The following is a 24,422-nucleotide window of genomic DNA, read 5'->3' as shown; positions in this document are numbered from 1 at the left end:
GGCCCGGCAAACAGAAGAACACGGCTCAGAAACGTTTCGCCATCTCGGCGAGGCGGCGGTGCGCGCTCTCGCGCGCGGCGCGGATCGGTTCAGCCGGGCCCGCCGTTGGGCCGATCGGTACGAAGCGAACGTCGTTGACGCCGATGAAGCGGAGCGCCTCCCGCAAATAGGGCGTCGCCATGTCGATGCGGCCGCGGTTCATGCCGGTGGCGAAGTCGCTGCCGGAGGCGAGGACGACGATGGTCGGCCGGTCTTTCAGCAGCGGAAGATAGCCAGATGCTGGGTCAAAGCGAAACGTCAATCCCGGCTGTATGACAATGTCGAACCATTGCTTCAGCTTGTAGGGGATGCCGAAATTCCACATCGGGGTCGAGATCAGCACGCGATCGGCGAGCGAGAAGCGCAGCGCCATCCGCTCGGCTTCGGCAAAGCTGTCACGCTGTGCGTCGTTGAAGGCTTGCGCTTTCATGCGCGCATATTTGGCCTCGACGATGGGGCCGGCAAGTTCCGGCATCCGCTCGCGCCAGAGATCGACGACGTCGATGTCCCATTCGGGACGGGCCTGGCGAAAGCCGTCAAGGAAGACCTGCGCGCCAGCGCTCGACTCGGAGTCGGGGCGCGGCGAGCAGGAGAGGTGCAGAAGCTTCGCCACCGCTCATCCCAGCGCGTTGATGACGGCATCCGCGCGCGTGACGACCGCGACGTTTTGCATGGCGAAATTGATCGAGGCGGAGTGCCAGTCAGCATTCATGGTCGAGCAGCAGTCTTCGGGCACGATCATGAAATAGCCCTTGTCGGCGCCGGTGCGCGCGGTGTGCTCGACCGACATGTTGGTCCAGGCGCCGGTATTGATGATCATATCGCGGCCGGTGGCCTTGAGGATGGTCTCTAGCCGGGTGCCTTCCCAGGCGCTCATCCGCATTTTCTCGACGACGAAATCGCCGGGACGTGGTTCGAGGCCCGACACTGGTGCCGCACCCCAACTGCCGCGCACCATGGCTTTGCTGTCGACCAGGCCTTCGAACAGCGGCGCGTTCAGCGTCACGCCGGGTGCGCCGGGCTCGACCACGAACCAGACGTGGATGATGGCAACGCCTCTGGCGCGGGCGGCCTCGGCGAGGCGCCGGACATTCTCGACGACATGCTGCTGTTTGGCGTGAGCGGGCGCGCCGGACTCAGCGAACGCGCCGCCATCCATGATGACGTCATTCTGAAGATCCTGGATAATCATGGCGCAGCGGCTCGGATCGAGCCGCATCTCGCCATCGGCGAGGATCGGTGCTTTTGCCGCAGGGCCCGTGCTCGCGGCTCCGCCGCTGCGCCGGCCGGTCATATAGGGCTCGTGGCGCGGTCCGGTCTTGGTCGGGATCGCATAGACCGAATGCGTCGAGGTCAGGTACAAGGTGCGAAAATCCGCTCCGCCCCAGGCGAGGTTGGCCACGAGTTCGGGCACACGAACCTTTCCGAGCAGGTCCCCGTGCGGTGAATAGACCCAGACGCCGCCGGGCGCGGTGACCCAGACATTGCCATGCTGGTCGCACTTCATGCCGTCGGGCAGGCCCGGCTCCAGCTCGGAGCGGATGCCGCTTGCGAACACCCGCGCGTTCGACAGCGTGCCGTCAGCATTGACGTCGAACGCACGGACTAGCGCCTGCACGGTATCGTTGACATAGAGCAGCGTTTCGTCAGGCGAAAAGCAGAGTCCGTTCGGCTGGTCGAACAGGGTTCTGTCGACCACCAGCTTGGGCTCGCTGCCGGGCATCACGCGATAGACGCCCTGGAAGCCGAGCTGGCGTGGTCGTTCGACGCCGTAGACCGGCATGCGGCCATACCAGGGATCCGAGAAATAGATCGCGCCTGACGAGTGCACGCAAACATCGTTGGGGCTATTGAGCTCCTGTTCGCCAAAGTGCGAGGCCAGCACCTCCCGCCGTCCATCCGGTCGCTCGCGGATCAGCGACGAGGTCGCGTGCTCGCAAACGATCAGGTTGAGCTCGGCGTCATAGGTCATGCCGTTGCATTTGTTCGACGGACGCTTAACCTCGGCGACGCCACGCCGCGCATCCCAGCGCCGACGAACGTCCCCAGGCATGTCCGAAAACAGAAGGTAGTTGTCGAGCGGATGCCAGATCGGTCCTTCCGTAAAGTCAAAACCGGTGCCGACTTGCGCGACGGGCGCGTAAGGGTCGATCAGGGTCTCGAATTCGGAACGCAAGGTGACATGTGTCATCGGTCGACATCCTTTAGGGGCACGTCAGGCTGGGAACCAGTTCCGCGCGGGCAAAGACTGCACGATAGGGCCGGGGACCTGGTCGTGCAGCCGGCCCACGACGTTGCCGCCTTCGATCTTGGCGGGGCGATCGTGCACCGGCAGCAGGTAGCGCGAGTTGCTGAGCAGCTTCTTGATCGCGGCCTTCTCGGCGCGCTTGCTGGTGCCGTGGTTGCCGGTGGTGCGCGGCTCCCAGTCGTGGATCTCGTTGAAGGGGGTGACGATCTGGTCGTTGAAATCGTAGATGACGTCGCCGCAGATGGTGGCGATGCCGTCCGCAGTTTCGACGATGATGTTCATGGAACCTTCGGTGTGGGCGCCAGCGGCGTCGCAGTAGACGCCGGGCATCAGCTCGATTGGGCCGGTAATCTCGAGGTCAAGGAAGCGCAGCGCGCTCTTGGTGTGCAGGCGATCGATCAAATGCTTGATGTCGGGCGCCGGGTATTGCGGATGCATCAGGCCGGAGACGGAATATTCGAGCTCCTTGCGGTTGAGGACGACAGTCGTGTTCATCGGGAACAGATCATCCTTGCCGGCGTGGTCGATGTGCAGATGGGTGTGGCAGACGAAGCGGACATCGCCCATGCGCACGCCATGGCGCGCGAGCTGGTTCTCGATCATGTTCTCGTGGTATTGCAAGCCGCGCATGCCCAGCGTTTCCATGATCTGGTTGGAGCGGTAGCCGGTATCGACCACGACAGGATATTTGCCGCCGAGGATCAAAAAGCCCAGCGTGAGGACGCGGCGGGTGCGGCCGCAATCGCGGCCGAGCACCAGAAAACTCGATTCCAGCTCGATATCGCCGTAGTCCAGGATCTTGATCTCCAGCGCCATGCGTTGCCCTCCCTGTTCCTTTTCTATCCGTCAAAGCCGATAGACACGCGTTGCGGTGCCTCTGAAGATCGCATCTCGTTGCCCAGTACTCAGCGGCGCGGCCGCCGCGCGAAACGCATCGACGAGCTCGCGGTAGCTGGTCCATAATTTCTCGATTGGAAAGTTCGAGCCGAACAGGCAACGCTCGGCGCCGAAGATCGCGACGGTGTCCATGACGACCGCCGCGATATGCGCGGGGTCGTTGCGATGGATAAATGTGCCGAGGCCCGAGAGCTTTGAGACAACGTTCGGGCAGACTGCAAGTCGGGCCATGCCTGCTCGCCAGGCCGCACGTCCTGCCGGCGAAAGGTCTTCCAGCATGCCGGCGTGCTGAAGGATGAAGGTGACCTTGGGGCAGTTCTCCGCAAGCTGTGCGGCGTCCGACATCTGCGGCGTGAAGACCTGAAGATCAAAGCTCCAGCCGTAATCGGCGAGGTGCGCAATGTTGCGGTTGACCAGGGGGGCGAGGCAGAGATCGGGTTTTGCGGCGAAACGATAGAGCGGGTTCTCATGCCAGTGCAGCTGCATGCGGACGCCGCGGACGAGGGAATAGCGCTTCAGGCGGTCGAGCTGCGGGCGCGCGTCGTCCACGGCGAAATTGACATAGGCGACGATGGCATGCGGCCAGCCGTGCTGGTCGGCTGTCTGCTGCACCCAGGCGGTCTCGTCCTCGAAACGATCGTTGGCCCAATTGGTCTGGACGTAAACCGAGCGGGTGACGCCGGTGCCTTTGAGGTCGTCGAGATATTCTTGAATCGGATAGTCGCGCCGGATGGCCTCGTAGGGGCCGAAGATGCGGGGCTGCATCGGGCCGACCAGCCAGGGCAGGTCGGCCTGCCGCCAGATATGATGATGGCCGTCGACAATCTCGCTCACGCAACTCTCCTTCGTCCCAATGCCAGCAGGTGCGTGACGACCGATGCGCTCGATCCGCCATCGACGAGATCGTCGACGAAGCGCTCGATCGCGACGAGCGCTTCGGTCTGCGGACGGAAACCCGGGCCTGTCGCCAGCGGCGTCAGCCAGCTCACACGCCAGGCCCGCCGCGACAGTTTGGCCACGGCATCGCGTAGCGTATCGGGCTCGCCCCGTTCCAGCCCGTCGGAGACGACGACAACAGCCGCCCCGCGCGCATAGCCGCCGAAGCGGGGGACAGCGAGGAAAGCCTGCAGCGCATCGCCGATTCGGGTGCCGCCGTCCCAGTCGCTGACGAGATGAGCTGCCGCTCTCAGCGCCTGCTCGCGGCGCTTCAGCCGCAGCGCGCGGGTGACGCGGGTCAGCCGGGTGCCGAAGGTGAAGACCTCGACATTGGGCGCGGCTTGCACCAGCGCGTGCGCGAGCCTCATGTTGTCGTCGGTGCGGCTCTTCATGGAGCCGGAGACGTCGATCAGCAGCAGGAACTTTCGCGGGCGCTGACGCCGCTTCATGTGACCGAGCCGAAGGATCTCGCCGTCGCTACGGACGCTGTCGCGCAGCGTGCGGCGAAGATCAGCGAAGGAGCCGCGACGGGCACGCATGCGGCGATGACCACGTCGCCGCGGCAGGCGCCGAGGCGCCTCGCGTCTCAGCCGGCGCAGTGCCTCGGTGGTGGAGAGCTGAGCGAAGCGGCGCTCGACCAGCGCCTCGTTACGAGTCGCGGTCAAGCCGGACTCATTGGCCTCGTCGGAGAGCAGCGGCTCCTCGTCACCGCGGCCCTCCTCCTGGAGCCGGACGGTCTCGTCGTCCTCACCGTCGTCGGTGTGCTCGATAGCCTCGTTGCCGCGGAAATGAAGATCGAACAGGCGGTTGAAAGTGCCCCGGCGCTCGGGCGGCGGGGCGAGGGTGGCGAGGGCCGCCTGCCTGATATCCCTGAGGTCGCGCGGGCCGAGCAGCTCGATCGCAGTGAGGAATGCGGTGGTCTGCTCCGGAGCGACAGCAAAGCCATTGGCGCGCAGCAGTGCGACGAAGGAGACGAAGACGCGCGCGGCGCGCGGAAGCTGCGGCTCGGTGCTCATGCGGTCGCCTCCGCGAGCATGGCGTCGAGCCGGGGCGAAATGAAGTGCAAATCCTCCTCGTCCTTCAGCGCCACGCCGATCGAGCGTTTAAAGGCATCAGGCCAGCGCGCGCCGCCCTTGTTGAGAAGAGTTGCGGCCTCCGCCCAGTCGACGGCTTCGGCGATGCCGGGCGCTTTGCTGAGGGGTTCGCGCCGGAGCTTGCCGACGGCGGCGACGACGGCACGTGCAGTCGCTTCCGCAACGCTGGAGGCCCGCAGCATCACGATCCGCGCCTCGCGCTCTTCGCTGGGATAGTCGATCCAGTGATAGACGCAGCGGCGACGCAAGGCCTCGTGCAGGTCACGCGTGCGGTTCGAGGTCAGCACGACGACGGGGCGCTCCGCGGCGCGCACCGTGCCGCGCTCGGGGATCGAGATCTGGAAGTCTGATAGGAATTCGAGCAGAAACGCCTCGAACTCCTGGTCGGCGCGGTCGATTTCGTCAATCAACAGGACGGTGGAATCAGGCGCGCGCAGCGCCGCCAGCATGGGACGCTCGATCAGAAACGTTTCGCCATAGATGTCGATGGTCTCGTCGCCAGCCTGACGGATCGCGAGCATCTGGCGTGGATAGTTCCATTCATAGAGTGCAGCGGAAGCATCGATGCCCTCGTAGCATTGCAGCCGGATCAGGCGCCGGCCCAGCACGGCGGCGATTGCTTTCGCGGCCTCGGTCTTGCCCACACCCGGCGCGCCCTCAAGCAGCAGCGGCTTGCCGAGCGCGAGGCCGAGATAGGCGGCTGTCGCAAGGCCCTCGTCGGCCAGGTAGTAAGCCGCGCGCAGCGCCTTCTCCAGCGCCTCCGGGCTATCGATGCCGACGATGTTGCTGCGGACAGCCATGGACCAGACCCCTAGCGCCGCGCCTGCGGTCGCGCGCCACCCTGCGCTTTTATTGCGCGCAGGACCTTTTCCGGGGTGATCGGCAGATCGTCGATACGCACGCCAACCGCATTGAAGATCGCGTTAGCTACGGCGGGCAGCACCGGATTTGCGCACATCTCGCCAGGGCCTTTTGCTCCGAACGGGCCATCAGGGGCAGGGCGCTCCAGCACGGCGATATCGTGCGGACAGACATCACCGGGGCCGGGCATGAGATATTCGACGAAGTCGCGCGGGCAGTGCACGGGCTCGGGATAGTACGGCTCCGGCGTCTCGTAGAGCGCGTGGCTGACGCCCATCCAGGCTCCGCCGACGAGCTGCTGCTCGACCAGGCGCGGATTGAGCGCGCGGCCGAGCTCATAGGCTGAATCCATCCGTACCATCGCGACCTCGCCGGTCTCGTCGTCGACATCGACCTCGGCGACGAGGCAGGCATGGGCGTAGCAGGTGGCCGGCGACATCTCGCCGGTCTCCGGATCGACGTTCGAAAGTGGCACGAGAAAGATGCCGCGGCCGGAGATGGTCTTGCCCTGCTTGAACTGCGCGGCGATCGCGACGTCCTTGGTCGAGATCGAGCGGTGCGGGGCGCCCTTGACGTGGATGTTGCCGCGTCCGTCGGTGTCGAGATCGGCGGCGTTGACCTCCAGCTCCTCTGCGGCGGCTTCCATCATGACGCCACGTGCCTCGCGGGCTGCGGCCATCACGGCATTGCCGACGCGATGCGTGCCGCGCGAGGCGAACGAGCCCATGCAGTGGGGGCCGGTATCGGAATCCGCAGTGTCGACATAGACGTCTTCGACCGGCACGCCGAGCGTCTCCGCGCAGATCTGCCGAGTCACCGACTTCATGCCCTGGCCAAGATCGATCGACGACAACGCCACCGTGAACTTGCCGCTCGGATTGGAATGCACCAGCGCCTGGCTGGGGTCGCCGCCAAGATTCATGCCGATGGGATAGTTGATCGACGCGATGCCGCGTCCGCGATGCCGGGTCATCTAGCGCCTCCTGGTGCCGAAGACGGAGGAGAAACGGGTGGCGCCATGCGAGGGCGCGGCCGGCCGCGGCGAGGGCGGCGGGGGAGCGGGCGGTGGCGGCTCGCGCGGCGGTTCGCGCGTGACGGTGGGTGGAAGACGGTCGTAGCTGGTGCGCTGCTGGCCGGCAGCCGCGGGTCTTGCGCGCGAAGGATCTGTCGGCGTCGGCGGGATCACGGCGCGGCTGCCGCCGCCGTCCTTGCGTGAGGAGGCGCGCTTGTACTCCTCGCGGAGCGGCCACTTGGCCTTTTCAGCTGCGACCTGAACGCATTCGATCAGCGCCGTGTTCTTGGCTTCGCGCCGGTGCGCCTTCATATCGCCGTCGCGATAGGCGTTGAGAATCCGGAACTCCATCGGATCCATGTTTACGAGGTGCGCCAGCTTGTCCATCTGGCACTCGATGGCAAAATCCATCGCGGTGACGCCGAAGCCGCGCATGGCGGTGGCCGGCGTACGGTTGGTGAAGACGCAATAGACGTCGCCATAGACGTTGGGGATGGTGTAGGGCCCCGGCAGATGCGCAGCGCATTTCACCGCCGCGTAGCTGGACAGCCGCGTATAGGCGCCGCTGTCGAAATAGGCGCGGATCTTGCGCGCGACGATGCGGCCGTCGCGCATCACGCCGTCTTTGATGTAGATGCGTTCAGCGCCGCGCGGTGGGCCGTATTGCATCTCCTCCTCGCGGCCGAAGACGTAGCGCACCGGGCGCCCCGTCAGCATCGCGCCGAGGATGGCGAGCGGCTCCGTCAGCGTGTCAACCTTGCCGCCGAAGCCGCCGCCGACGGTGCCGCCGATGAAATGGAAAGTGTTGGAGGGCACGTCGAGGATCTTGGCACAAGTGTCGACCGAGAAGAACAGCGCCTGCGTCGAGGTATAGACGACATAGCGGCCGTTGGTGTCGGGCGCCGCGATCGCGCCATTGGTCTCGGTCGGCGCATGCTCGATCGGCGACATCTGGTAGCGCTGTTCGAGCACATGGTCGGCGGTCGCGAGCGCCGCGTCGGCGTCGCCGAAGCGCAGCTTCTGGTGGTCGTAGACCTCGTGATACGTGAAAGCGTTTTTGGGATAGGTCTCGTTGACCACGGGCGCGCCGGGTCTCAACGCCTCCTCGACGTCGAATACCGCCGGTAGCGGCTCATAGTCGACCTTGACCCTTGCGATCGCTTCAAACGCCTCGCGCTCGCTGTCGGCGACGATCGCGACGATCGGCTCGCCCTTATAGCGGACTTTGTCGACAGCCAGCGACGGTTCGTCGTCTTTGCCGAAATTGATCAGGCTGAGGAGCGTGTTGAGATTCACCGGTACATCCGTCCCGCGGATGATCCGGCGCACGCCGGCCGAGCGCTCGGCCTCGGTGGTGTCGATGCGGCGAATCCGTGCATGGGCCTGCGTCGAGCGCACCACCTTCAGATGCAGCATGCCCTGCAGCTTGTGGTCGTTAAAGTAGCTCGATGTGCCCGTGACATGACCGAGCATGTCCTGGCGCTGGGTGCCCTTGCCGATCTCCTTCAAATTGTCGTCGCGCTCGTCGGCGAAGATGTCCTTGCGCAGTTCCAGCATGGTCGCGTTCCCTCACGCGCTGATCCGGCCGCCGGCGGCGGCGAGGATGGCATTGATGATCGGCTCGTAGCCGGTGCAGCGGCAGATGTTGCTGGAGATGGCTTCGATAACCTCGTCACGGCTTGGCGACGGATTGCGGTCGAGCAGGGCCTTGGCGGCCATCAGCATCCCCGGCGTGCAGTAGCCGCACTGAGCAGCAAAGTTGTCGGCGAAGGCGCGCTGCAGCGGATGCAGGTTCGGGCCCTGCTTCATGCCGTCTAGCGTCTCGATGGAGCGGCCCGCGACGGTCTCCGCCAGCGTCAGGCAGGAGAGGTGAAGCTCGCCGTCGATCAGCACGCTGCAAGTGCCGCAGCCGCCCTGACCGCAGCCGAATTTCGGCGTCATGTCGCCGATCAGCTCGCGCAGCGCGACCAGGAGATTGGTGCCTCCGTCGACGAAGATCGCGACCTCGCGGCCGTTGTGACGAAATTGCAAGGGGATCTTGGACATGGGCTCTATTCCTGTCCCGACAGCAGGCGGTGCAGATGCACGCCGATGATCTCGCGGCGATACCAGGCGCTGCCGAGCGCGTTGTCGGATGGCGATGTTCCTTCCGTGGCGGCGGATGCGGCGGCTGCGATAGTCGCGGCATCCAGCGAGCGTCCTTCCAGTGCCCGCTCGGCGGCACGGGCGCGGATCTGTGTCGGGGCCATCGACCCCAATGCGATCCGCGCACCTGCGATCCGGCCGCCGGAGATTGGCAAATGCGCCGCCAGAGTGATGACCGAGCCGCCCTTCGGCTTGATGCGCGCGATCTTGCGATAGCGGAACGCTTCGGTGCTCGCCGGCCGGGTGCAGGACACGGACAGAACCAATGTGCCTGCCTGCCGGTCGCGTGCCTGCAAAAACTCTTCAATTCCGATGTCGCGTGAGCCAAATCCGCCTTGCACGGCGACGGTGGCGTCGAGAGCCAGCAGCGCGACGGTGAAATCGCCATAAGGGTTCGGGGCGAAGAGATTGCCGCCGACTGTCCCCATGTTGCGCACCGCGGGACCGCCGATCGAGCGGGCCGGGGCATGCAGGAAGGCAAGGTCGCGTTCGGCGAGGACGCGCGCGAAGGTGACGCCTGCGCCCAGCGTGACGCGCGGGCCGGATGCGTCGATTCGGGTGAGGGCCTGGTCCTGGGCGCGGACCACGGTCGAGATCGAGACGTCGCCCTCGTTCAGCGCCCGCATCACCAGCGTGCCGCCGCCGAGATAGCGCGCACTGCGGTCCGAGGACAGCGCCCCGGCCGCCTCGCTGGCGCTAGCAAAAGTCTTCACTGTCACGGCCATCTAGGCGGCCTCCTTCAGATGCCGGCGGATCGCTTCGAACCCGGCTTGGTAAATGTCTTCGGCGACCATGTGGGTGATGCGATCTCGGTCTTCTGGCCTGGTCGTGAAGCGCGACTCCCAGTGCCAGAAGGTGCGGTCCCCGTCGGTGACCGGCAGCAAGCGGACATGGGCGACGTAGTTGAACATCGGGATCGGGGTATCGAGCAGGCAGTAGCTAAAGCTTTGCTCGAGGTCCGACAGTGCCAGCAATTGTTCACGCAGCTCGGCGCCATCCTTTAGTTTGAATCGCCTGACGCAGCCGATTTTGTCCGCGGGATGCGCGCGCTCGATCGAAGAGCTCGCGACCGCCGGATGCCAGCGATCATGGCCGTTGAAATCGCGCAACATGGCCCACGCTGCATCGGTCGGCGCATCCAAAATCGTGCTCTTGACGATATGCGGCACGGATCAGCCTCCGAACACGCGCTTCAATGCGTCAAAGCCGCCCTGGAACACGCCGCCGCCGATATTGCCGACGAGCTCGGCCTCGCGTTCCGGCGCGCAATCGAACTCGGCGGTCCATTCGACAAAGGTTTGGTCACCGTCAGTGACTGGCGTGAGCCGCAAGGTCGCAACGTAGTTCTCGACGCCCATTGGGGATTCCAGGATCGAATAGGTGCAGAACATGTCGTAGTCGGAGAGGCCAAGCAGCTTCTCGCGAATGCGGTCGCCGTTGCGCAAACGGAAATCCCTGACGCAGCCGATCTTGTCCGAGGGCTCTCCGCCCTCGATCCGGCTTTCGGCGATCGCGGGATGCCAGTTCGGCAGGCCGTTGAAATCGCGCACGCGCGCCCAGACGCGATCATTGCGCGCGTTGACGACGGTGGAGACGTAGACGCGGGGCATGGGGCAGACCTCAGCTCTTCTTCCGCGGACCGCGCTCGGCCGGCGGCTCGCCACCGCTCTCGGCCGCAGGCGGGGAAGCGGCCGGCTTGTCGCCACCACCCTTGCGCGCGGAATCCTTGATGCCCTGCATGTCGCGGGCTTCGCGGATCAGGCCCGGCATCTTCGCGAGGCTGCCGCCCTCGACGCCGATGTCGGAGAGGATGGAGTCGATCAGCGGCGCCTGGACGCGGTAGCGCAGCGCCGAGTCGATCACCTCGTCGGTGGCGCTGCGTCTACCATTGCCGCCGTGGCCATTGCCGTTGAGGCCGTCGACCTGGAGGATGCGGATGCCCTCGATCTTCTCCATCGGCTTGACGCTCTCGCGCACGATACCCTCGATGCGGTCTAGCAGTTTTCGGCGGAACAGAGAGTAGCGCGCCTGGTCGGTGAGCACGTTCTCGGCCTCATTGAGCATCCGCTGCGCTTCGGCCTCGACGGCTGCGCGCACGCGCTCGGCTTCGGCGGCAATCCGGGTCTCCTCGGCCTGCTTCTCGGCGAGCAGCACCTCGACGGTCTTGCGGCGCTTGGCAATCTCGCTCTCGCGCGCAGTGATCACGCGCTCGGTCGCTTCGGTGGCCCGCATCCGTGCTTCTTCCGCCATCGCCTTGGCGGCGGACTCCTCCAGCGATTTCTGGTGAATGGCGATCGCCTTCTCCATCAGGACCGTCTCGACCTCCTTCTCTCTGATAACCTCGAGCTTGCGCAGCTCGCGCTCGCGACCGATGCGGGCCTCGTCCAGGCCGCGGTCGGAGGCGATGCGCGCGCGCTCGACCTCTTCGCGGGAGGCAATCTCGGCCTCCTGCAGTGACTGGACGCGGGCGACCTCGAGCTGCTCGATCGAGCGGCGGCGCTCGAGGCGGGCGGCTTCGAGGGCCTGCTCGCGCGAGACATCGGTAGTCTCGACCTCCTTGCGAGCGACGATCTCGGCCTGGCGAACCTGGCGGTCGGCGTCGATCCGCTCGGACTTCTTGGCGGAGAGGGCGATGATGCGGTCCTCGTCGGCAATCTCGATCGCCTTTTTCTGCTCAATATTGAGCACCTCGCGCTTCTTGGACGAATTGATCCGTTCGGCCTCCAGCGCGAGATCGACCACGATGCGCTGGCGCTCGATGGCGTCGCGCCGCTTCAGCTCAGCCGCCTCCAGCACGCCGGTGCGTTCGATTTCGAGCGAGCGCGTGTCGCGTTCGGCCTGGATGCGCTCGGCCGCGACCGCCTTCTCCTGAGCGATGCGGGCCGCCTCGATCGCTTCGCGGGAGGCGATATCGGCCTCCTCGACGGCGCGGTTGCGGGCGATCTCCAGCGAGCGGACGCGCTCCTCCTGGGCGATGCGCGAGGCCTCTGTGGTCTCGCGCGCGGCGATGCCGGCGACCTCGAGCGTCTGGTTGCGCTCGATTTCGAGCTGCCGCGTGTTCTGCTCGGCGGCGATGCGTTCGGCGGCGAGCGTCCGTTCGCGGGCGATCCGGGCGGCCTCGACGGCGCGCTGCGCCTCGATCTCGGCCTCCTGGATGGTGCGGACCTGCTGGATCTCCAGCGCGCGGGTGCGTTCGTCGGAGGAGATGCGTTCGACATTGACAATCCGCGTCTGCGCGATGCGGGCCTTCTCGGTGGCTTCGCGGGCGGCGATCTCGGCCTCATCGACGGCGCGGGTGCGCTCGATCTCGCGGCGGCGCGTCTCCTCCTCGTTGGCGATGCGGGCGTCGGTGACGACGCGGTCCTGCTGGATCCGGGCCTTCTCAATCGCCTCGCGTGCGGCGATCTCGGCTTCCTCGACGGTGCGCATCCGCTCGATCTCGCGCTGGCGGACCTCGCGCTCGGAGGCGATCCGCGTCGTGTCGATCGAGCGCTGATTGGCGATGCGGGTCTTCTCGATCTCCTCGCGTGCCAGCAGCTCCTTCTCCTCGATAGTGCGGGTGCGCTCGATCTCCTTCTGGCGCGTCTCGCGCTCGGAAGCGATACGGGCCTCGGCAATCGCCTGCTCGTTGGCGATCCGCGAGCGTTCGATGGCTTCACGCGCAGAGATCTGGGCCTGCTCAGCCTCGGTCTCGCGCAGCGCACGTTCGCGGGCGACTTCGGTGCGCTGAAGCGCACGGCGCATCTCGATATCGCGTTCCTGCTCGAGGCGGGCTGTCTCGCTCTCGCGCTCGATCTCGAGTGCCTGACGCTCGGCTTCCAGATTTCGCGTGCGGATCTTGATCATCGAGTCCTGCTCGATGTCGTTGCGCAGCTTGCGCCGCGCTTCGATGTCCTGCATCAGCTGGGTCATGCCCTCGGCGTCGAAGCGGTTCGAGGGGTTGAAGAATTCGAGGTCGGTCTGGTCGAGGTCGGTGATGGCGACGGATTCGAGTTCAAGGCCGTTCTGGGCGAGGGCCTCGGCCGCATTTGTCTTGACGCGCGCGACATAATCGCCGCGACGCTCATGCATCTCCTCCATGGTCATTTCGGAGGCGACGGAGCGGATCGCCGAGATGAACTTGCCGGCCAGGAGCGCATGAAGCTGCTCCGGCTCCAGGGTACGGCGGCCGAGGGTGGCGGCCGCGATGGAGACGGCCTCGCGGGTCTGCTGCACACGGACATAGAAGTCGGCCTCGATATCGACGCGCATGCGGTCGCGGGTGATCACGGCGTCCTGCCGCGAACGCACGATGCCCATCGGCAGCACGTTCATGTTGACGGGGGTGTAGGCGTGGATAAACGGCAGCACGAAGGCGCCACCGTTGATCACGACGCGTTCGCCGAGGAAGCCGGTCCGGACGAACGACACCTCCTTGGAGGAACGGTGGTAGAGCCAGTTGACGATGTAGACGCCGACCACGATCACGATGATCGCGACGATCAGCCAGAGTATGAGCTCGCCGACCAGGATCCCTGACATGTTTCCCTCCCTCAATCTTGCAAGCGTTATCGCGCGCCGATCGCCTTGAATTTGCGTACCTGTTCCGTCAAAGCCCGCTCCACCGGCAGCCTCTCCATCGAGGACGCCCCGTAGAAGCCGTGGCAGTAGCGGGTATTCTTCATGATGAAATCGGCGTCTGCGGGATCCGCGATCGGGCCGCCATGGGCGAGCACCAGGATCTCCGGATTGACGCTGAGCGCGGCGGAGGCCCAGGTGTCGATGCGCGCCGGACAGTCTTTCAGCTTTGGCGCCGTCTGCGCACCGATCGTGCCGCCGGTGGTGAGCCCGAGGTGACAGACGATGATGTCGGCGCCGGCGATCGCCATGGCCGCGGCTTCCTTTTCGCTGAAGACGTAGGGCGTCGTCAGCAAGTCTTTCTCGCGTGCCTTGGCGATCATGTCGATCTCCAGCGCGTAGGACATGCCGGTCTCTTCGAGATTGGCCCGGAAGACGCCGTCGATCAGGCCGACGGTCGGAAAGTTCTGCACCCCGGCGAAGCCGAGCGCCTTAAGCTGGTCGAGAAACACGTCCATGTCGCGGAATGGATCGGTGCCGTTGACGCCGGCGAGCACGGGCGTTTTGCTGACCACGGGCAGGACTTCGCCAGCCATCTCCAATACGATGGCGTTGGCGTCTCCGTAGGGCATCAGCCCCGCGAGCGAGCCGCGGCCAGCCATCCGATAGCGACCGGAATTGTAGATCACAATAAGGTCGACGCCGCCGGCTTCCTCGCACTTGGCCGACAAGCCGGTGCCGGCACCGCCGCCCACAATGGGCTCGCCGCGCTTCGCCATCTCGCGAAACCGCTTCAGGAGGGGCGCGCGTTCAAACCGGGCCATCGGTCACCTCGCTAGTCTCCGGCGCGCCCCGCCGCGGCCGAACAGCGTTCGGAACGCGCTGACAATGGTCGAGGCGAACTCGGGATCGTTGATGTTCTGCTTGACGCGGATCAGTTGCCGGTTGCCGGTCGCGCGCACCGTGCGCTCCAGCGCGCGGAACAGGGCGGCATCGGCATCGGGGTCCCAGAACGGCTGGCCGCGGGCATCGAGGGCGGAGACGCCGCCCTCGGGCAGGAAGAAGCGCACCGGCCCGTCCATCTGGTTGAGCCGCTCGCCGATCCAGCGGCCCATGCGCTCGTTTTCCTCTGCCGTCGTCCGCATCAACGTCACCTGCGGATTGTGGACGTGGAATTTGCGGCCGCGATAGCGCTCCGGGATGGTGTCGGGCGCACCGAAATTGACCATGTCGAGCGCGCCGACCGATCCGATATAGGGTACGCGGGTGCGGATGGTCGCGCCGAAGCGATCCTCTGTCGCCGGAAATACGCCGCCCATGAGGAGGTCGCAGATCTCGGTGGTGGTGAGGTCGATGACGCCTGATAGCTGACCGGAGTCGACAAGCTTCTCCATCGAGCGTCCGCCGACGCCTGTGGCGTGGAAGACGAGACACTCGAAGTCATCGCGCAGATCGGCCGCGATCTTCTGCACCGCAGGCGTGGTGACGCCGAACATGGTGATGCCAACCGACGGCAAACCGGCGCCACGTTCCCTTGCCTCGCGTTGATCGAGCCGCGCCTTGACCATGCCGGCGATAGCATTGGCGCCATTCGACAGCACCGCGCGTGAGATCGAGTTGAGGCCCTGCACGTCGGTGACCGAGTACATCATGGTGATATCGGCCGGACCGACGTATGGCGCGACGTCGCCCGAGGCGACCGAGGATATGATCAACTTGGGCACCCCGACGGGGAGGGTGCGCATGGCAGGCGCAACCAGCGACGCTGCGCCAGAGCCGCCGGCGGAGATCACGCCGGCGATATTGCCCTGGCGCTTGATCCAATTGGCGAACGCATCCGCCATCGCCGCCACCGCGACACCGCGGTCCGGACCGAACACCGCCGATCCGCCGCGGCCGTGGTTCAGTGCAATCTCCTGCGCTGAGACATCGCACGTGGCCTGCTTGCCGCTGGTGGAGACGTCGACCAGCCGCGTACGCAGGCCGCTTTCGGCAATGGTGTCCCGGAGAAAGCGGAGTTCCGCTCCCTTGGTGTCGAGCGTGCCGACGACCAGCACCACGGGGGGGCCTGATGTCTGCGCCGTCATCGGCTCACGTTTGCGCCGCGCGGTCTCGTCGAGACGCGAGACCTGCGTCGACAACGTTCGCGCTGCCGCTTCGATCCGTCCGATCGGGACCGGCTGCGACCAGTGCGTCGGGGGGCTCGGGTTGGAGATATAGATCCGGATCGGCCCGCTTGCGCGCGCGGGTTGCGGAGCCGGCTTTGCTTCGCCGCCGGCCACGGGCGCATCGATCTCGGGTTCGAGCTCGGCGTGCAGCCCGACGCCGAGCAGGCGCTGCTGAAGCTCGCGATCGGCAGCGAGCCGCACCGAATCGATGATGCGGTTGATACGGCCGTTGACCATGATCGCGACATTGTGCGAAATCGCGGTCGCGACGCCGATGTTCTGCTCAATCACGAGCACGGACATGTCGCCGTCCTCGCCGAGCTGCAGCAGCATGTCCTCGACCTGGGAGACGATGACGGGCGCGAGACCTTCGGTCGGCTCATCCATGATGAGCAACTGCGGATTTGTGAGAAGCGCGCGCGAGATTGCGAGCATCTGCTGCTCGCCGCCGGAAAGCTGGCCGCCGCCATGGTCCTTGCGCTCGGCGAGCCGCGGAAAGGTGGCGTAGATCCGCTCGACGGTCCAGGCGCCGGAGCGCATCCCGCCGGCGAGCCGCAGATGCTCGTCAACGCTGAGCGAGCGCCAGAGCCGCCGGCCTTGCGGAACATAGCCGACGCCAAGGCGGGCGATACGGGCGGGCGGCCGCCGCGTGATGTCCTCACCGCGGACGCGGATCGAGCCGCCGCTCACCGGCACGAGGCCCATGATCGCCTTGCACAGCGTCGTCTTGCCCATCCCGTTGCGGCCGACGACGGAGAACACGCCGGCGTCGAGCGAGAGGTCGACACCCTGGAGGGCATGCGAATGGCCGTAATAGACGTCGAGGCCGCGGACCTCGAGCGCTGCGGGGGAGCGGCGGGTCTCATTCATGGCCGCCTCCGAGATAAAGCTCCTGCACCTCGGGGTCGGACTGGATCTCCTCCGGCAGGCCTTCCTTGAAAATGCGGCCGTTGTGCATCATCGTCACGCTCTCGACGACGCGCAGCGCCACGTCCATGTCGTGCTCGATGATGATGTAACCGATGTGCGCCGGCAGCGATGTCAGAATCTCGACCAGCTCGACCCGCTCGGTCGGCGAAAGGCCGGCGGCGGGTTCGTCGAACAGCACGAAGCGCGGCGCACCCGCAAGCGCCAATGCAATTTCGAGCTGGCGCTGTTGCCCGTGGGCAAGCTCGGCGACGCGCTGATCCTTGACCGCGGAGAGATGCACGGCTTGCACCAGACCGTCGGCTGCATGCATCAGCGCGTCGTTCTGGCCCGGTCGCAGGAACGAGAAGCGTCCGCGCGAGACGCCGCGGCAGGCGAGATAGACATTGTCCTGGACGGTGAGGCCGGGAAACAGCGCGGAGATCTGATAGGTCCGTCGGAGCCCACGGCGGATGCGCTCATAGGGCGGAAAGTGCGTGACGTCCTCGCCGAAGAAGCGGATTGTGCCCGAGGTCGGCGGGAAGTCCCCGGAGATGCAGTTGAACAGCGTGGTCTTGCCGGCGCCGTTGGAGCCGAGCACCGCGCGCCGCTCGCCGGGACGTACCGTGATGGTGACGTCGGTCAAGGCCGCGAGCGCGCCGAACAGCCGTGTCACGCCGCGCAGCTCCAGTGCCGCACCGGCACCGACAGCGGAGAGGCGCCGGGCGACACTATCCATGGCCACGCCCTCCGGCCGGACGATCCGACTGGGAGTAATAGCTCTGGCGCCAGCGCTGCCACAGGCCGATCACGCCGTCCGACGACCAGAACACGATGGCGAGGAAGCCGAGCCCGATCAGCAGCCGGAACCGGTTGCCGTCGAGCCCGATCTTGACCAGGAAGTCGAGCGCGAAGGTGCGCAAGAGAACGAAGACCAGCGCGCCGATATAGGGGCCGACCGGCCGCGTGATGCCGCCGACGACGGCAATGATGAGGACGTCAATGCAGGCACCGACACTGACCGAGCCCGGCGAGATCTGGCGATAGTTCCAGACCTGCAGCACGCCGGCGAGGCCCGCGATGAAGGACGCCACCGCATAGGCCGCGACACGGTGCGCATTGACGTTGAACCCGAGCGCGGCCATGCGGCGCGGGTTGTCACGCACGCCCTGAAGCGCCAGGCCGAACGGAGCCCGCGAAATGTAGTCGACAGCGAAATAGCAGATCGCGGCAACCGCGAGTACGACATAGTAGAAGGGAATATCCCAGCGCCAGTCGACGCCCCAGAAATGCGGCGTTCCGACATTGTTGATGCCAGTATGGCCGTTGAAGATCGCCCAGTTCTGGTTGGTGAAATAATAGAACGCCGCGCCGATCGCGAGCGTGATCATGATGGTGTAGATGCCCTCGGTGCGCACCGCGAGCGCGCCGCCCAGTGTGCCGAAGATCGTCGCCAGCATCAGCGCCATCGGCACTGCCAGCCACCACGGCCAGCCAAGGCTGATATTGGCGTTGCCGCTGACGCCGAACACCGCGACCATGTAGGCGGCAAAGCCCGCGATGGTGAGCTGCATCAGACTGACCATGCCGCCGTAGCCGGCCAGGAACATCAGGCTGAGCGCGATGGTGCCGAGGATCAGCGTCGTCGCAAAGATCTCGATCAGGAAGAAGCCGTTGGCGATCAGCGGCATGATCAGCAGGATGGCCGCGACAATCCAGGCCGCGGGATTGTTGATGTCGGGCCAGGCGCGCGCGGCCGGGCGCTGCGCTGTCGAGGCGGGGTTGCGCACCTGAATGTGAGCATCATGGGTGACCGACATCTTAGCGCCTCGCAAGCAGGCCCTGCGGCCGAAGCGCCAGCACCAGCACCATGATCAGGAAGGTCACGACGATGGCGTAGGTCGGGATGTAGACCGAGCCGAGCTGCTCGGCGAGGCCGATGATCAGCGCGCCGAGCGCAGCACCCGGGATCGAGCCCATGCCGCCGACGATCACGACCACGAGGGATGCGAGCAGGAAGCGGATGTCCTCGCCGGGCGAGAGCGATTGGAAAGTGCCGCCGACGACGCCTGCGACACCGGCAAGACCGGCACCGAGCGCGAAGACCAGCACGAAGACGATCTGGATCCGCACGCCGGTGGCGGCAAGGATGTCGCGATCGTCAACGCCAGCGCGGATAATCATCCCGATCCGGGTGCGGTTGAGCGCGAGCCACATCGCGATGCCAATGATCACCGAGGCCAGGAAGATCACGAGTCGCACTAGCGGATAGCGCAGATAGACCGGCTCGCCCGAGGATTTCACGGCGGTGATCAGCGGCAGCTCGATCGGACCGATCAGCCAGCTCGGGGTCTGGATCTGGTAGAAGTCACCGCCACAGGCCCACAGCATCAGATCGGCGAATACGATCGACAGCCCGATCGTCACCATGGTCTGACGCAGATCCTGGCCCTCCATGCGGCGGAACACGAGGACCTGAAGCAGGGCGCCGACCAGCGCCGTCAGGATGAAGGCGACGATGAAGGACAGGATCCAGGAGCCGGTCGAGGCGCTGATGGCGTAGCCGACATAGCCGCCGAACAGATAGAGCGAGCCGTGCGCGAGATTGACGTTGCGCATCAGGCCGAAGATCAGCGTGAAGCCGCTGGCGACGAGGAAATAGAGGCCGCCGAGCGTGATGCCGTTGAAGAGCGCGTTGAGGAACACCCGCTTGCGGCCGATAGCCTCTTCAAGGCCGGGAGGCCATACAGCGAAGATCAGCCACAGCGCCACTGCCACCGCGATGATGACAATCAGCGCCCATGCGGGATGGCGTTCGACAAAGCGGGTCATGGTCGCCGCTCCGTCTTCACCTCGCCCCGCTTGCGGGGAGAGGTCGCGCCCAACGGGTCGCGCCGAAGGCGCGCCCGATGATTGGCTCCGGAGCGGGTGAAGGGGAGTCTCCGCGGGTCGAACTGCCACCGACCTCGTGGAGACTCCCCCTTTCCCCGCAAGCGGGGCGAAGTGGCACGCAGACCGTTGCCGGCCGCAAGCCCTGCCATGAACATGCGCTCCCTACTGTGTGCGATCCTCTTGCCGGGATCGCGTTCCGCCCATCCTAGTGGGGCGGCGAGGAAGGCACTTGATCGTGAGTATCTTTTCGCGCGCTCGTCAGCCGCGCAAAACCTTGGCCGCACGGCGATAATCGGTCGGCGCCATCCCGACATTGGCGGCGAAGAATCGAGTGAAGCCGCTCTGCGAGGAGAAGCCTAGATCGAAGCCGATATCGGCGATCGGCGCTTCGCTCGCCACCAGCGCCTCCAGCGCCTGCTCCATCATCAGCGTGTTGAGATAGAGGTGAGGGGTCACACCGGTCTGGGTGCGGAACAGTCGGTAGAAATGGGGGCGTGACAACCCGGATTCGCGCGCGATGGTGTCGAGCTCGATCTCGGCGCCGGGGCTCTCCGACATCATTTTGATGCACTTGCGCACGCGAAAATCGGTAACAGCGCCGTTCGTGCGCGGATCCCGCGCGAGCTCGGCCTGCTGCCAGCTTTCGTCGTAGCAGACGTCGATCAGACGCCTCAGCTCGCCATCGAGGCTATTTAGCGAAGGTGCGCCGCACACAAGGGCGGCTGCGTGCCTAATATGCTTGTCCAGCGCGGGCGACCGGGTGAACTGCGTCCGCCCGAAGCGAAGGCGGTCGGCGCCGGGTGCATCGGGCGCGAACCACTCCGCATTGACATAGAGCACGAAGAAAACCGCGCCGCCCTCGAGATCGGATGGCAGGAAATTGTGCGGCTCCCATGGATTGACCGCGACGACTGAACCTTCGGCGAGCTGGTAACGTCCGTCGTTGACATCGATACACGCGGGACGTCCCCCGACATGGAAGATCAAATGACCTTCGCGATGTGCGTGGATGTTGAAGGGGCGGTTCAACTGATAGACCGTCGCCCGGCCGAAGCGGCCGTGGAAGACGGCGAGCGCACGGCTCATGCCTTCCCTCCCAATCGCCCTTCTCTTTTCTTGATAGCGTTCAACAACCGGGGAGAGAATGCAAGGGCGCACGATGTCCGCGTCTTGAAAATCTCTCCCCGGTCAGTCATGGCGTCGCTGATGCGACTGCGTCAGTACTTCTTACATTCCGGTACTGTACGGCTTGGCAGACCGATCTTGGCGAATACTGCGGGGTCGTAGCCCAGCGTCTGGTTGACGTTCGGGATCACCTTCACGACCTTCGAGAACAGCGCGCCCTTGCCGTCATCGACAACCTCGGTGACGAAGTTGGTGCCGATCGCCTGGCGATTGGCGTCGAGCTTGATCTTGCCGTTGGGCGCATCGAGCTCGATCTTCGCCAGCGCGGCTTTGTACTTGGACTGGTTGTCGCTGAGATCGCCGTTGACCTGGCGCAGCGCCAGGATCAACGCCATGGTCGAGCCGTAATAGTTGGTCGCGAGCAGAGACGGGCTCGGGAAGCGCTTGTTGGGCGGGAAGGCGTCCTGATAGTCCTTCACGAATTTTTGCCAACCCGGATCCTCCCAGGTGTCGGCCTGGCCGCTCGCGGCCAGCGTGCCGACCAGCGCGTTCTTGGCGTTGCCCTTGGACGACAGGATGGTCTGGTCGATCATGATCGAACCGCCCATCAGATGCGCCTTGCCGCCGGCCTGCTGATACTGGTTGAGGAAGTTGACGGCGTCGGCGCCGCCGAGACCGAGATAAATCGCGTCGACGTCGTCGGGCAGGGCGGCGATGACCGAAGCAAAGTCCTTGGTGCCGAGCGGCACCCATTGCCGGTTCGTGACTTGTCCACCCATGCCGCAGAATTCGAGCACGAGGCCGAACACCTGGGTGTAGATGAAGGAATAGTCCTCGCCGACGGTCGCGATCTTGCGATACTTCTTCTCTTCATAGGCGTATTTGCCGAGGCCGACCTGCCACTGCGCGCCATCCATGTTGTAGCGGAAGAAGTTCGGAGCCGGATCGACATAAGTCGTTTCCTGGGCGCCGGAGGCCGCGTTGATGAACGTCAGCTCCGGATGGGTCTTTGCAAAATTCTTGACCGCGATGCCCTCGTCTCCCGATAGCGGCGACAGCAAAATCTGCACCTTGTCCTGCTCAATCAGCTTTCGCACGGCGCGCACCGCGGAATCGGGCGTCGCGTCAGTCGAGGCGATGACGAATTCGAGCTCCTTGTCGCCGATCTTCTTGCCGAGCACGTTGAGTGCAGTCTGGAAGCCGCGGATGCCGTCCTCGCCCAGTACGGTGTAGGTGCCTTCGAGCGTCGCAGTGACGCCGACCTTGATCTTTTCTTGTGCGAATGCGGTGCCTGACAATAGCAGGCTGCTCAACGCAATCAGTCCTAGACTGCCTTTCAACATTGCTCTCCTCCCTGGGGCGTTTTTGTCGCTGTTTTTCACCGCACCCTCGCGCGTCGGCCGTACGAATGCGGCGTCCGGGCAAGGCCAACGGTTCTTGAGCTGGAGGCTAACCGAAGTCAGACGCAGCGCACGCGTCGCAGGCATGTGCCGCTTAACAGGCAGTCTCATTTTGAATGGTGCATCGCAAAGCGTTCCGCGGTGCAATAGCAGTCGTCAGGCAACGCGTGGCTGCAGCCAGATTCGAACCTCAACGCCGTCGACCGCGAGGACGACCGACAACTCCTCGATCTTGCCTGCAATGGCGGTTTGGAACGGCTCGTCATTGGGCAGGTTTGTAATGCTGGACGCACTCACGCGCGCAGAATGTCGCGGCCCGCCGGCGGTGGAGGACGATGAGAAGCAGCAAGTCGGACGTCGTCGAAATCCGGGACGCGGTCCATCTCTGCATCGACATGCAGAATATTTTCGCGCCGGGCGGTCTTTGGGAAACGCCCTGGATGGAGCGCGTTCTGCCGACGATCGTCGAGATCGTTTCGCGCCATCAGCCGCGGACGATCTTTACGCGCTTCATCACGCCGAAGATGCCGGAAGAACGCCCCGGTCAGTGGCAGAGCTATTTTCGACGCTGGCATCAGGCGACCCGCGATCAGCTTCCACCGTCCGCGCTGGAGCTCGTACCGGCTCTCGCCCGATACGTGCCGCCATTATGCATCGTCGACAAGCCCGCTTACTCGGCCTTCAGCAATCCGGCCCTGGCGAGCCTGCTGGTCGAGCTTGGGATCGGAACGGTGGTGATTTCAGGCGCAGAGACGGACGTTTGCGTCCTCTCGACGGTGCTGAGCGCCGTTGATCTCGGCTTCAGGGTCGTGATCGTGGAGGACGCGCTGTGCAGCTCGTCGGATGTCGGCCACGATGCGCTCATGACGATGTATCGCACGCGCTTCCACGGCCAGGTGGATCTGGTGACGTCGGAGGCGCTGGCGGAGTGTTGGCGCGAATAGCGACACGACCGCTATGGCTCGCCGGTCGCGTTGAGGCCAGTGACGCGTAGCCATCAGGAACCGCACCGTGAGCCTCGGGTTGATGTGATCGCGCCTACGGATCGAGGAGCCAGCATGACGGAACCGGATGTTCGGAAAGGGATGCCGCCGGTCAAGCTGTCGCGGGATGAGTTTGAACGCCGGTACAGAAGCCAGTTCGTCGACCCCGCCTTTGCACCGCTGGCGCGCGAGCTCGACGCGATCGTCGGCGCCGCCTGGGATGCCTACAGCCATTCGCGCAAAGCTCCGTTGACGCAGAAGGCGGGAGCTGGTTTTTCTGATCCGGATTACGATCTGGCGATCGACTGGCTCAACACCCGGGCTGCGATATTGAAGGCGCAACGGCAGCATGACGATGCCGGGGCGACGCCGCGCATTCTGATCGTCAACGGCGCGGCCCGCAGCGAGCACACCTGTCCCGGCGAGATGTCCAAGACCTGGCGCATGGTCAAGCTGGCCGAGCCTGCGTTTGCCGAGATGGGATTCGTCGTCGACATCCTCGATCTTTCGCGGCTCACCTCCGAGTTCGGCAAGACTATTCATCCCTGCAAGTCCTGCGTGTCGACGGCCATGCCGCTCTGCCACTGGCCATGCAGCTGCTATCCGAACTATTCGCTTGGCCAGGCCAGCGACTGGATGAACGAGATCTATCCGCTCTGGGTCGCAGCCCACGGCATCCTGATCGTGACGCCGGTGAACTGGTATCACGTGCCGGGCGGCCTCAAAGCGATGATGGATCGCCTGGTCTGCGCGGACGGCGGCAATCCGGATCCGACATCGACCCATGGCAAGAAGGCCGCTGAAGCCAAGGCCATTGAGTTGAAGGGCTGGTCGTATCCTCGCCATCTCGCCGGCCGGCATTTCGGACTGATCGTTCACGGCGACAGCGTCGGCGCCGAGGGCGTGCGCCGGACCCTGTCCGACTGGCTAACCGACATGCACCTGATTTCGGCCGGCCGCTTCGGTGAGCTCGACGGTTACGTCGGCCACATGGAGCCCTACGCGACCTCTCACCGCGCGTTCGATGAAGACGCGGAATTCCAGCAGCAGGTGCTGAACACGGCGCGCGCGCTCGGCAACGCTGTCTGGCTTGCGCGGAGTGGCCAGATGCAGGAGCCGGCCGCCGGTCTCGAGGACCCCAACCCCAAATGACGGATGG

Annotated in this window: 22 protein-coding genes; 2 read left to right on the top strand and 20 right to left on the bottom strand. The window is 65.1% G+C overall.

The genetic code is table 11. The annotated features are described in order from the left end of the window. Positions 1-25: 25 nt before the first annotated feature. From ACWAT4_RS26195 to ACWAT4_RS26100, 20 genes are all read right to left on the bottom strand, one after another. Positions 26-652, bottom strand: coding sequence for an FMN-dependent NADH-azoreductase (locus ACWAT4_RS26195; protein ID WP_449728428.1), 627 nt, complete (start codon positions 650-652; stop codon positions 26-28). Between the two features lie 3 nt (positions 653-655). Then, on the bottom strand, positions 656-2,230 hold the full coding sequence (locus ACWAT4_RS26190; RefSeq protein WP_449728427.1) for an isochorismatase family protein: 1,575 nt from the start codon (positions 2,228-2,230) through the stop codon (positions 656-658). Positions 2,231-2,254: 24 nt separating this feature from the next. Next, positions 2,255-3,103 (bottom strand): MBL fold metallo-hydrolase, encoded by an 849-nt coding sequence (locus tag ACWAT4_RS26185; RefSeq protein ID WP_212300604.1) that lies wholly within the window; start codon positions 3,101-3,103, stop codon positions 2,255-2,257. Positions 3,104-3,133: 30 nt separating this feature from the next. After that, positions 3,134-4,018 (bottom strand): amidohydrolase family protein, encoded by an 885-nt coding sequence (locus ACWAT4_RS26180; protein WP_449728426.1) that lies wholly within the window; start codon positions 4,016-4,018, stop codon positions 3,134-3,136. Then, positions 4,015-5,136 carry a vWA domain-containing protein gene (locus tag ACWAT4_RS26175; protein WP_449728425.1) on the bottom strand — a complete coding sequence of 374 codons (1,122 nt, stop codon included), beginning with the start codon at positions 5,134-5,136 and terminating at the stop codon, positions 4,015-4,017. The genes ACWAT4_RS26180 and ACWAT4_RS26175 overlap by 4 nt, the downstream gene beginning before the upstream one ends. Beyond that, positions 5,133-6,014: an AAA family ATPase gene (locus ACWAT4_RS26170; RefSeq protein ID WP_212444002.1), complete on the bottom strand. Its 882-nt coding sequence runs from the start codon at positions 6,012-6,014 to the stop codon at positions 5,133-5,135. The genes ACWAT4_RS26175 and ACWAT4_RS26170 overlap by 4 nt, the downstream gene beginning before the upstream one ends. Before the next feature lie 11 nt (positions 6,015-6,025). Beyond that, the gene (locus tag ACWAT4_RS26165; RefSeq protein ID WP_449728424.1) at positions 6,026-7,048 is read right to left on the bottom strand and encodes a xanthine dehydrogenase family protein molybdopterin-binding subunit; all 1,023 of its coding nucleotides are present in this window, start codon (positions 7,046-7,048) and stop codon (positions 6,026-6,028) included. Beyond that, a complete protein-coding gene (locus ACWAT4_RS26160; RefSeq protein ID WP_449728423.1) occupies positions 7,049-8,644 on the bottom strand; it encodes a xanthine dehydrogenase family protein molybdopterin-binding subunit in 1,596 nt (531 codons plus the stop codon). 12 nt (positions 8,645-8,656) lie between these two features. Next, complete coding sequence (locus ACWAT4_RS26155) at positions 8,657-9,133, bottom strand: (2Fe-2S)-binding protein (protein WP_449728422.1); 477 nt, start codon at positions 9,131-9,133, stop codon at positions 8,657-8,659. Positions 9,134-9,138: 5 nt separating this feature from the next. Further along, complete coding sequence (locus ACWAT4_RS26150) at positions 9,139-9,957, bottom strand: FAD binding domain-containing protein (protein WP_449728421.1); 819 nt, start codon at positions 9,955-9,957, stop codon at positions 9,139-9,141. Continuing rightward, positions 9,958-10,401, bottom strand: coding sequence for an SRPBCC family protein (locus ACWAT4_RS26145; RefSeq protein WP_212300612.1), 444 nt, complete (start codon positions 10,399-10,401; stop codon positions 9,958-9,960). 3 nt (positions 10,402-10,404) lie between these two features. Next, a complete protein-coding gene (locus ACWAT4_RS26140; RefSeq protein ID WP_212426743.1) occupies positions 10,405-10,842 on the bottom strand; it encodes an SRPBCC family protein in 438 nt (145 codons plus the stop codon). Between the two features lie 10 nt (positions 10,843-10,852). Next, positions 10,853-13,753, bottom strand: coding sequence for a flotillin family protein (locus tag ACWAT4_RS26135; RefSeq protein ID WP_449728420.1), 2,901 nt, complete (start codon positions 13,751-13,753; stop codon positions 10,853-10,855). A gap of 26 nt (positions 13,754-13,779) precedes the next feature. After that, positions 13,780-14,613 (bottom strand): phosphoenolpyruvate hydrolase family protein, encoded by an 834-nt coding sequence (locus ACWAT4_RS26130; protein ID WP_212426745.1) that lies wholly within the window; start codon positions 14,611-14,613, stop codon positions 13,780-13,782. Positions 14,614-14,616: 3 nt separating this feature from the next. Further along, on the bottom strand, positions 14,617-16,827 hold the full coding sequence (locus ACWAT4_RS26125; protein WP_449728419.1) for an ABC transporter permease: 2,211 nt from the start codon (positions 16,825-16,827) through the stop codon (positions 14,617-14,619). After that, on the bottom strand, positions 16,820-17,602 hold the full coding sequence (locus ACWAT4_RS26120; protein ID WP_212443993.1) for an ABC transporter ATP-binding protein: 783 nt from the start codon (positions 17,600-17,602) through the stop codon (positions 16,820-16,822). Before ACWAT4_RS26120 ends, ACWAT4_RS26125 begins: the two co-directional genes overlap by 8 nt. Then, entirely contained in the window at positions 17,595-18,683 is a 1,089-nt protein-coding gene (locus tag ACWAT4_RS26115) for a branched-chain amino acid ABC transporter permease (RefSeq protein ID WP_212300618.1), read from the bottom strand. The genes ACWAT4_RS26120 and ACWAT4_RS26115 overlap by 8 nt, the downstream gene beginning before the upstream one ends. A gap of 1 nt (position 18,684) precedes the next feature. After that, entirely contained in the window at positions 18,685-19,695 is a 1,011-nt protein-coding gene (locus ACWAT4_RS26110; RefSeq protein ID WP_449728418.1) for a branched-chain amino acid ABC transporter permease, read from the bottom strand. 318 nt (positions 19,696-20,013) lie between these two features. Beyond that, positions 20,014-20,841, bottom strand: a complete 828-nt coding sequence (locus ACWAT4_RS26105) for a helix-turn-helix transcriptional regulator (protein WP_212300620.1) — start codon at positions 20,839-20,841, stop codon at positions 20,014-20,016. 131 nt (positions 20,842-20,972) lie between these two features. Beyond that, the gene (locus ACWAT4_RS26100) at positions 20,973-22,223 is read right to left on the bottom strand and encodes an ABC transporter substrate-binding protein (protein WP_212300621.1); all 1,251 of its coding nucleotides are present in this window, start codon (positions 22,221-22,223) and stop codon (positions 20,973-20,975) included. A 392-nt stretch (positions 22,224-22,615) separates the two neighbouring features. Between ACWAT4_RS26100 and ACWAT4_RS26095 the strand changes: the two genes are divergently transcribed. Then, the gene (locus ACWAT4_RS26095; protein WP_449728417.1) at positions 22,616-23,224 is read left to right on the top strand and encodes a cysteine hydrolase family protein; all 609 of its coding nucleotides are present in this window, start codon (positions 22,616-22,618) and stop codon (positions 23,222-23,224) included. Between the two features lie 114 nt (positions 23,225-23,338). Beyond that, entirely contained in the window at positions 23,339-24,415 is a 1,077-nt protein-coding gene (locus ACWAT4_RS26090; protein WP_449728416.1) for a flavodoxin family protein, read from the top strand. Positions 24,416-24,422 lie beyond the last annotated feature (7 nt).

This window comes from Bradyrhizobium sp. T-1, assembly GCF_053592855.1.
This window is presented reverse-complemented; position numbering and strand designations above follow the sequence as displayed.

Bases quoted from the DNA above. Each gene is read 5' to 3' on its own strand.
- ACWAT4_RS26190 (WP_449728427.1), bottom strand. From the start codon at position 2,230: ATGACACATGTCACCTTGCGTTCCGAATTCGAGACCCTGATCGACCCT.
- ACWAT4_RS26185 (WP_212300604.1), bottom strand. From the start codon at position 3,103: ATGGCGCTGGAGATCAAGATCCTGGACTACGGCGATATCGAGCTGGAA.
- ACWAT4_RS26175 (WP_449728425.1), bottom strand. From the start codon at position 5,136: ATGAGCACCGAGCCGCAGCTTCCGCGCGCCGCGCGCGTCTTCGTCTCC.
- ACWAT4_RS26170 (WP_212444002.1), bottom strand. From the start codon at position 6,014: ATGGCTGTCCGCAGCAACATCGTCGGCATCGATAGCCCGGAGGCGCTG.
- ACWAT4_RS26165 (WP_449728424.1), bottom strand. From the start codon at position 7,048: ATGACCCGGCATCGCGGACGCGGCATCGCGTCGATCAACTATCCCATC.
- ACWAT4_RS26160 (WP_449728423.1), bottom strand. From the start codon at position 8,644: ATGCTGGAACTGCGCAAGGACATCTTCGCCGACGAGCGCGACGACAAT.
- ACWAT4_RS26155 (WP_449728422.1), bottom strand. From the start codon at position 9,133: ATGTCCAAGATCCCCTTGCAATTTCGTCACAACGGCCGCGAGGTCGCG.
- ACWAT4_RS26150 (WP_449728421.1), bottom strand. From the start codon at position 9,957: ATGGCCGTGACAGTGAAGACTTTTGCTAGCGCCAGCGAGGCGGCCGGG.
- ACWAT4_RS26140 (WP_212426743.1), bottom strand. From the start codon at position 10,842: ATGCCCCGCGTCTACGTCTCCACCGTCGTCAACGCGCGCAATGATCGC.
- ACWAT4_RS26135 (WP_449728420.1), bottom strand. From the start codon at position 13,753: ATGTCAGGGATCCTGGTCGGCGAGCTCATACTCTGGCTGATCGTCGCG.
- ACWAT4_RS26130 (WP_212426745.1), bottom strand. From the start codon at position 14,613: ATGGCCCGGTTTGAACGCGCGCCCCTCCTGAAGCGGTTTCGCGAGATG.
- ACWAT4_RS26125 (WP_449728419.1), bottom strand. From the start codon at position 16,827: ATGAATGAGACCCGCCGCTCCCCCGCAGCGCTCGAGGTCCGCGGCCTC.
- ACWAT4_RS26120 (WP_212443993.1), bottom strand. From the start codon at position 17,602: ATGGATAGTGTCGCCCGGCGCCTCTCCGCTGTCGGTGCCGGTGCGGCA.
- ACWAT4_RS26115 (WP_212300618.1), bottom strand. From the start codon at position 18,683: ATGTCGGTCACCCATGATGCTCACATTCAGGTGCGCAACCCCGCCTCG.
- ACWAT4_RS26110 (WP_449728418.1), bottom strand. From the start codon at position 19,695: ATGACCCGCTTTGTCGAACGCCATCCCGCATGGGCGCTGATTGTCATC.
- ACWAT4_RS26105 (WP_212300620.1), bottom strand. From the start codon at position 20,841: ATGAGCCGTGCGCTCGCCGTCTTCCACGGCCGCTTCGGCCGGGCGACG.
- ACWAT4_RS26100 (WP_212300621.1), bottom strand. From the start codon at position 22,223: ATGTTGAAAGGCAGTCTAGGACTGATTGCGTTGAGCAGCCTGCTATTG.
- ACWAT4_RS26095 (WP_449728417.1), top strand. From the start codon at position 22,616: ATGAGAAGCAGCAAGTCGGACGTCGTCGAAATCCGGGACGCGGTCCAT.
- ACWAT4_RS26090 (WP_449728416.1), top strand. From the start codon at position 23,339: ATGACGGAACCGGATGTTCGGAAAGGGATGCCGCCGGTCAAGCTGTCG.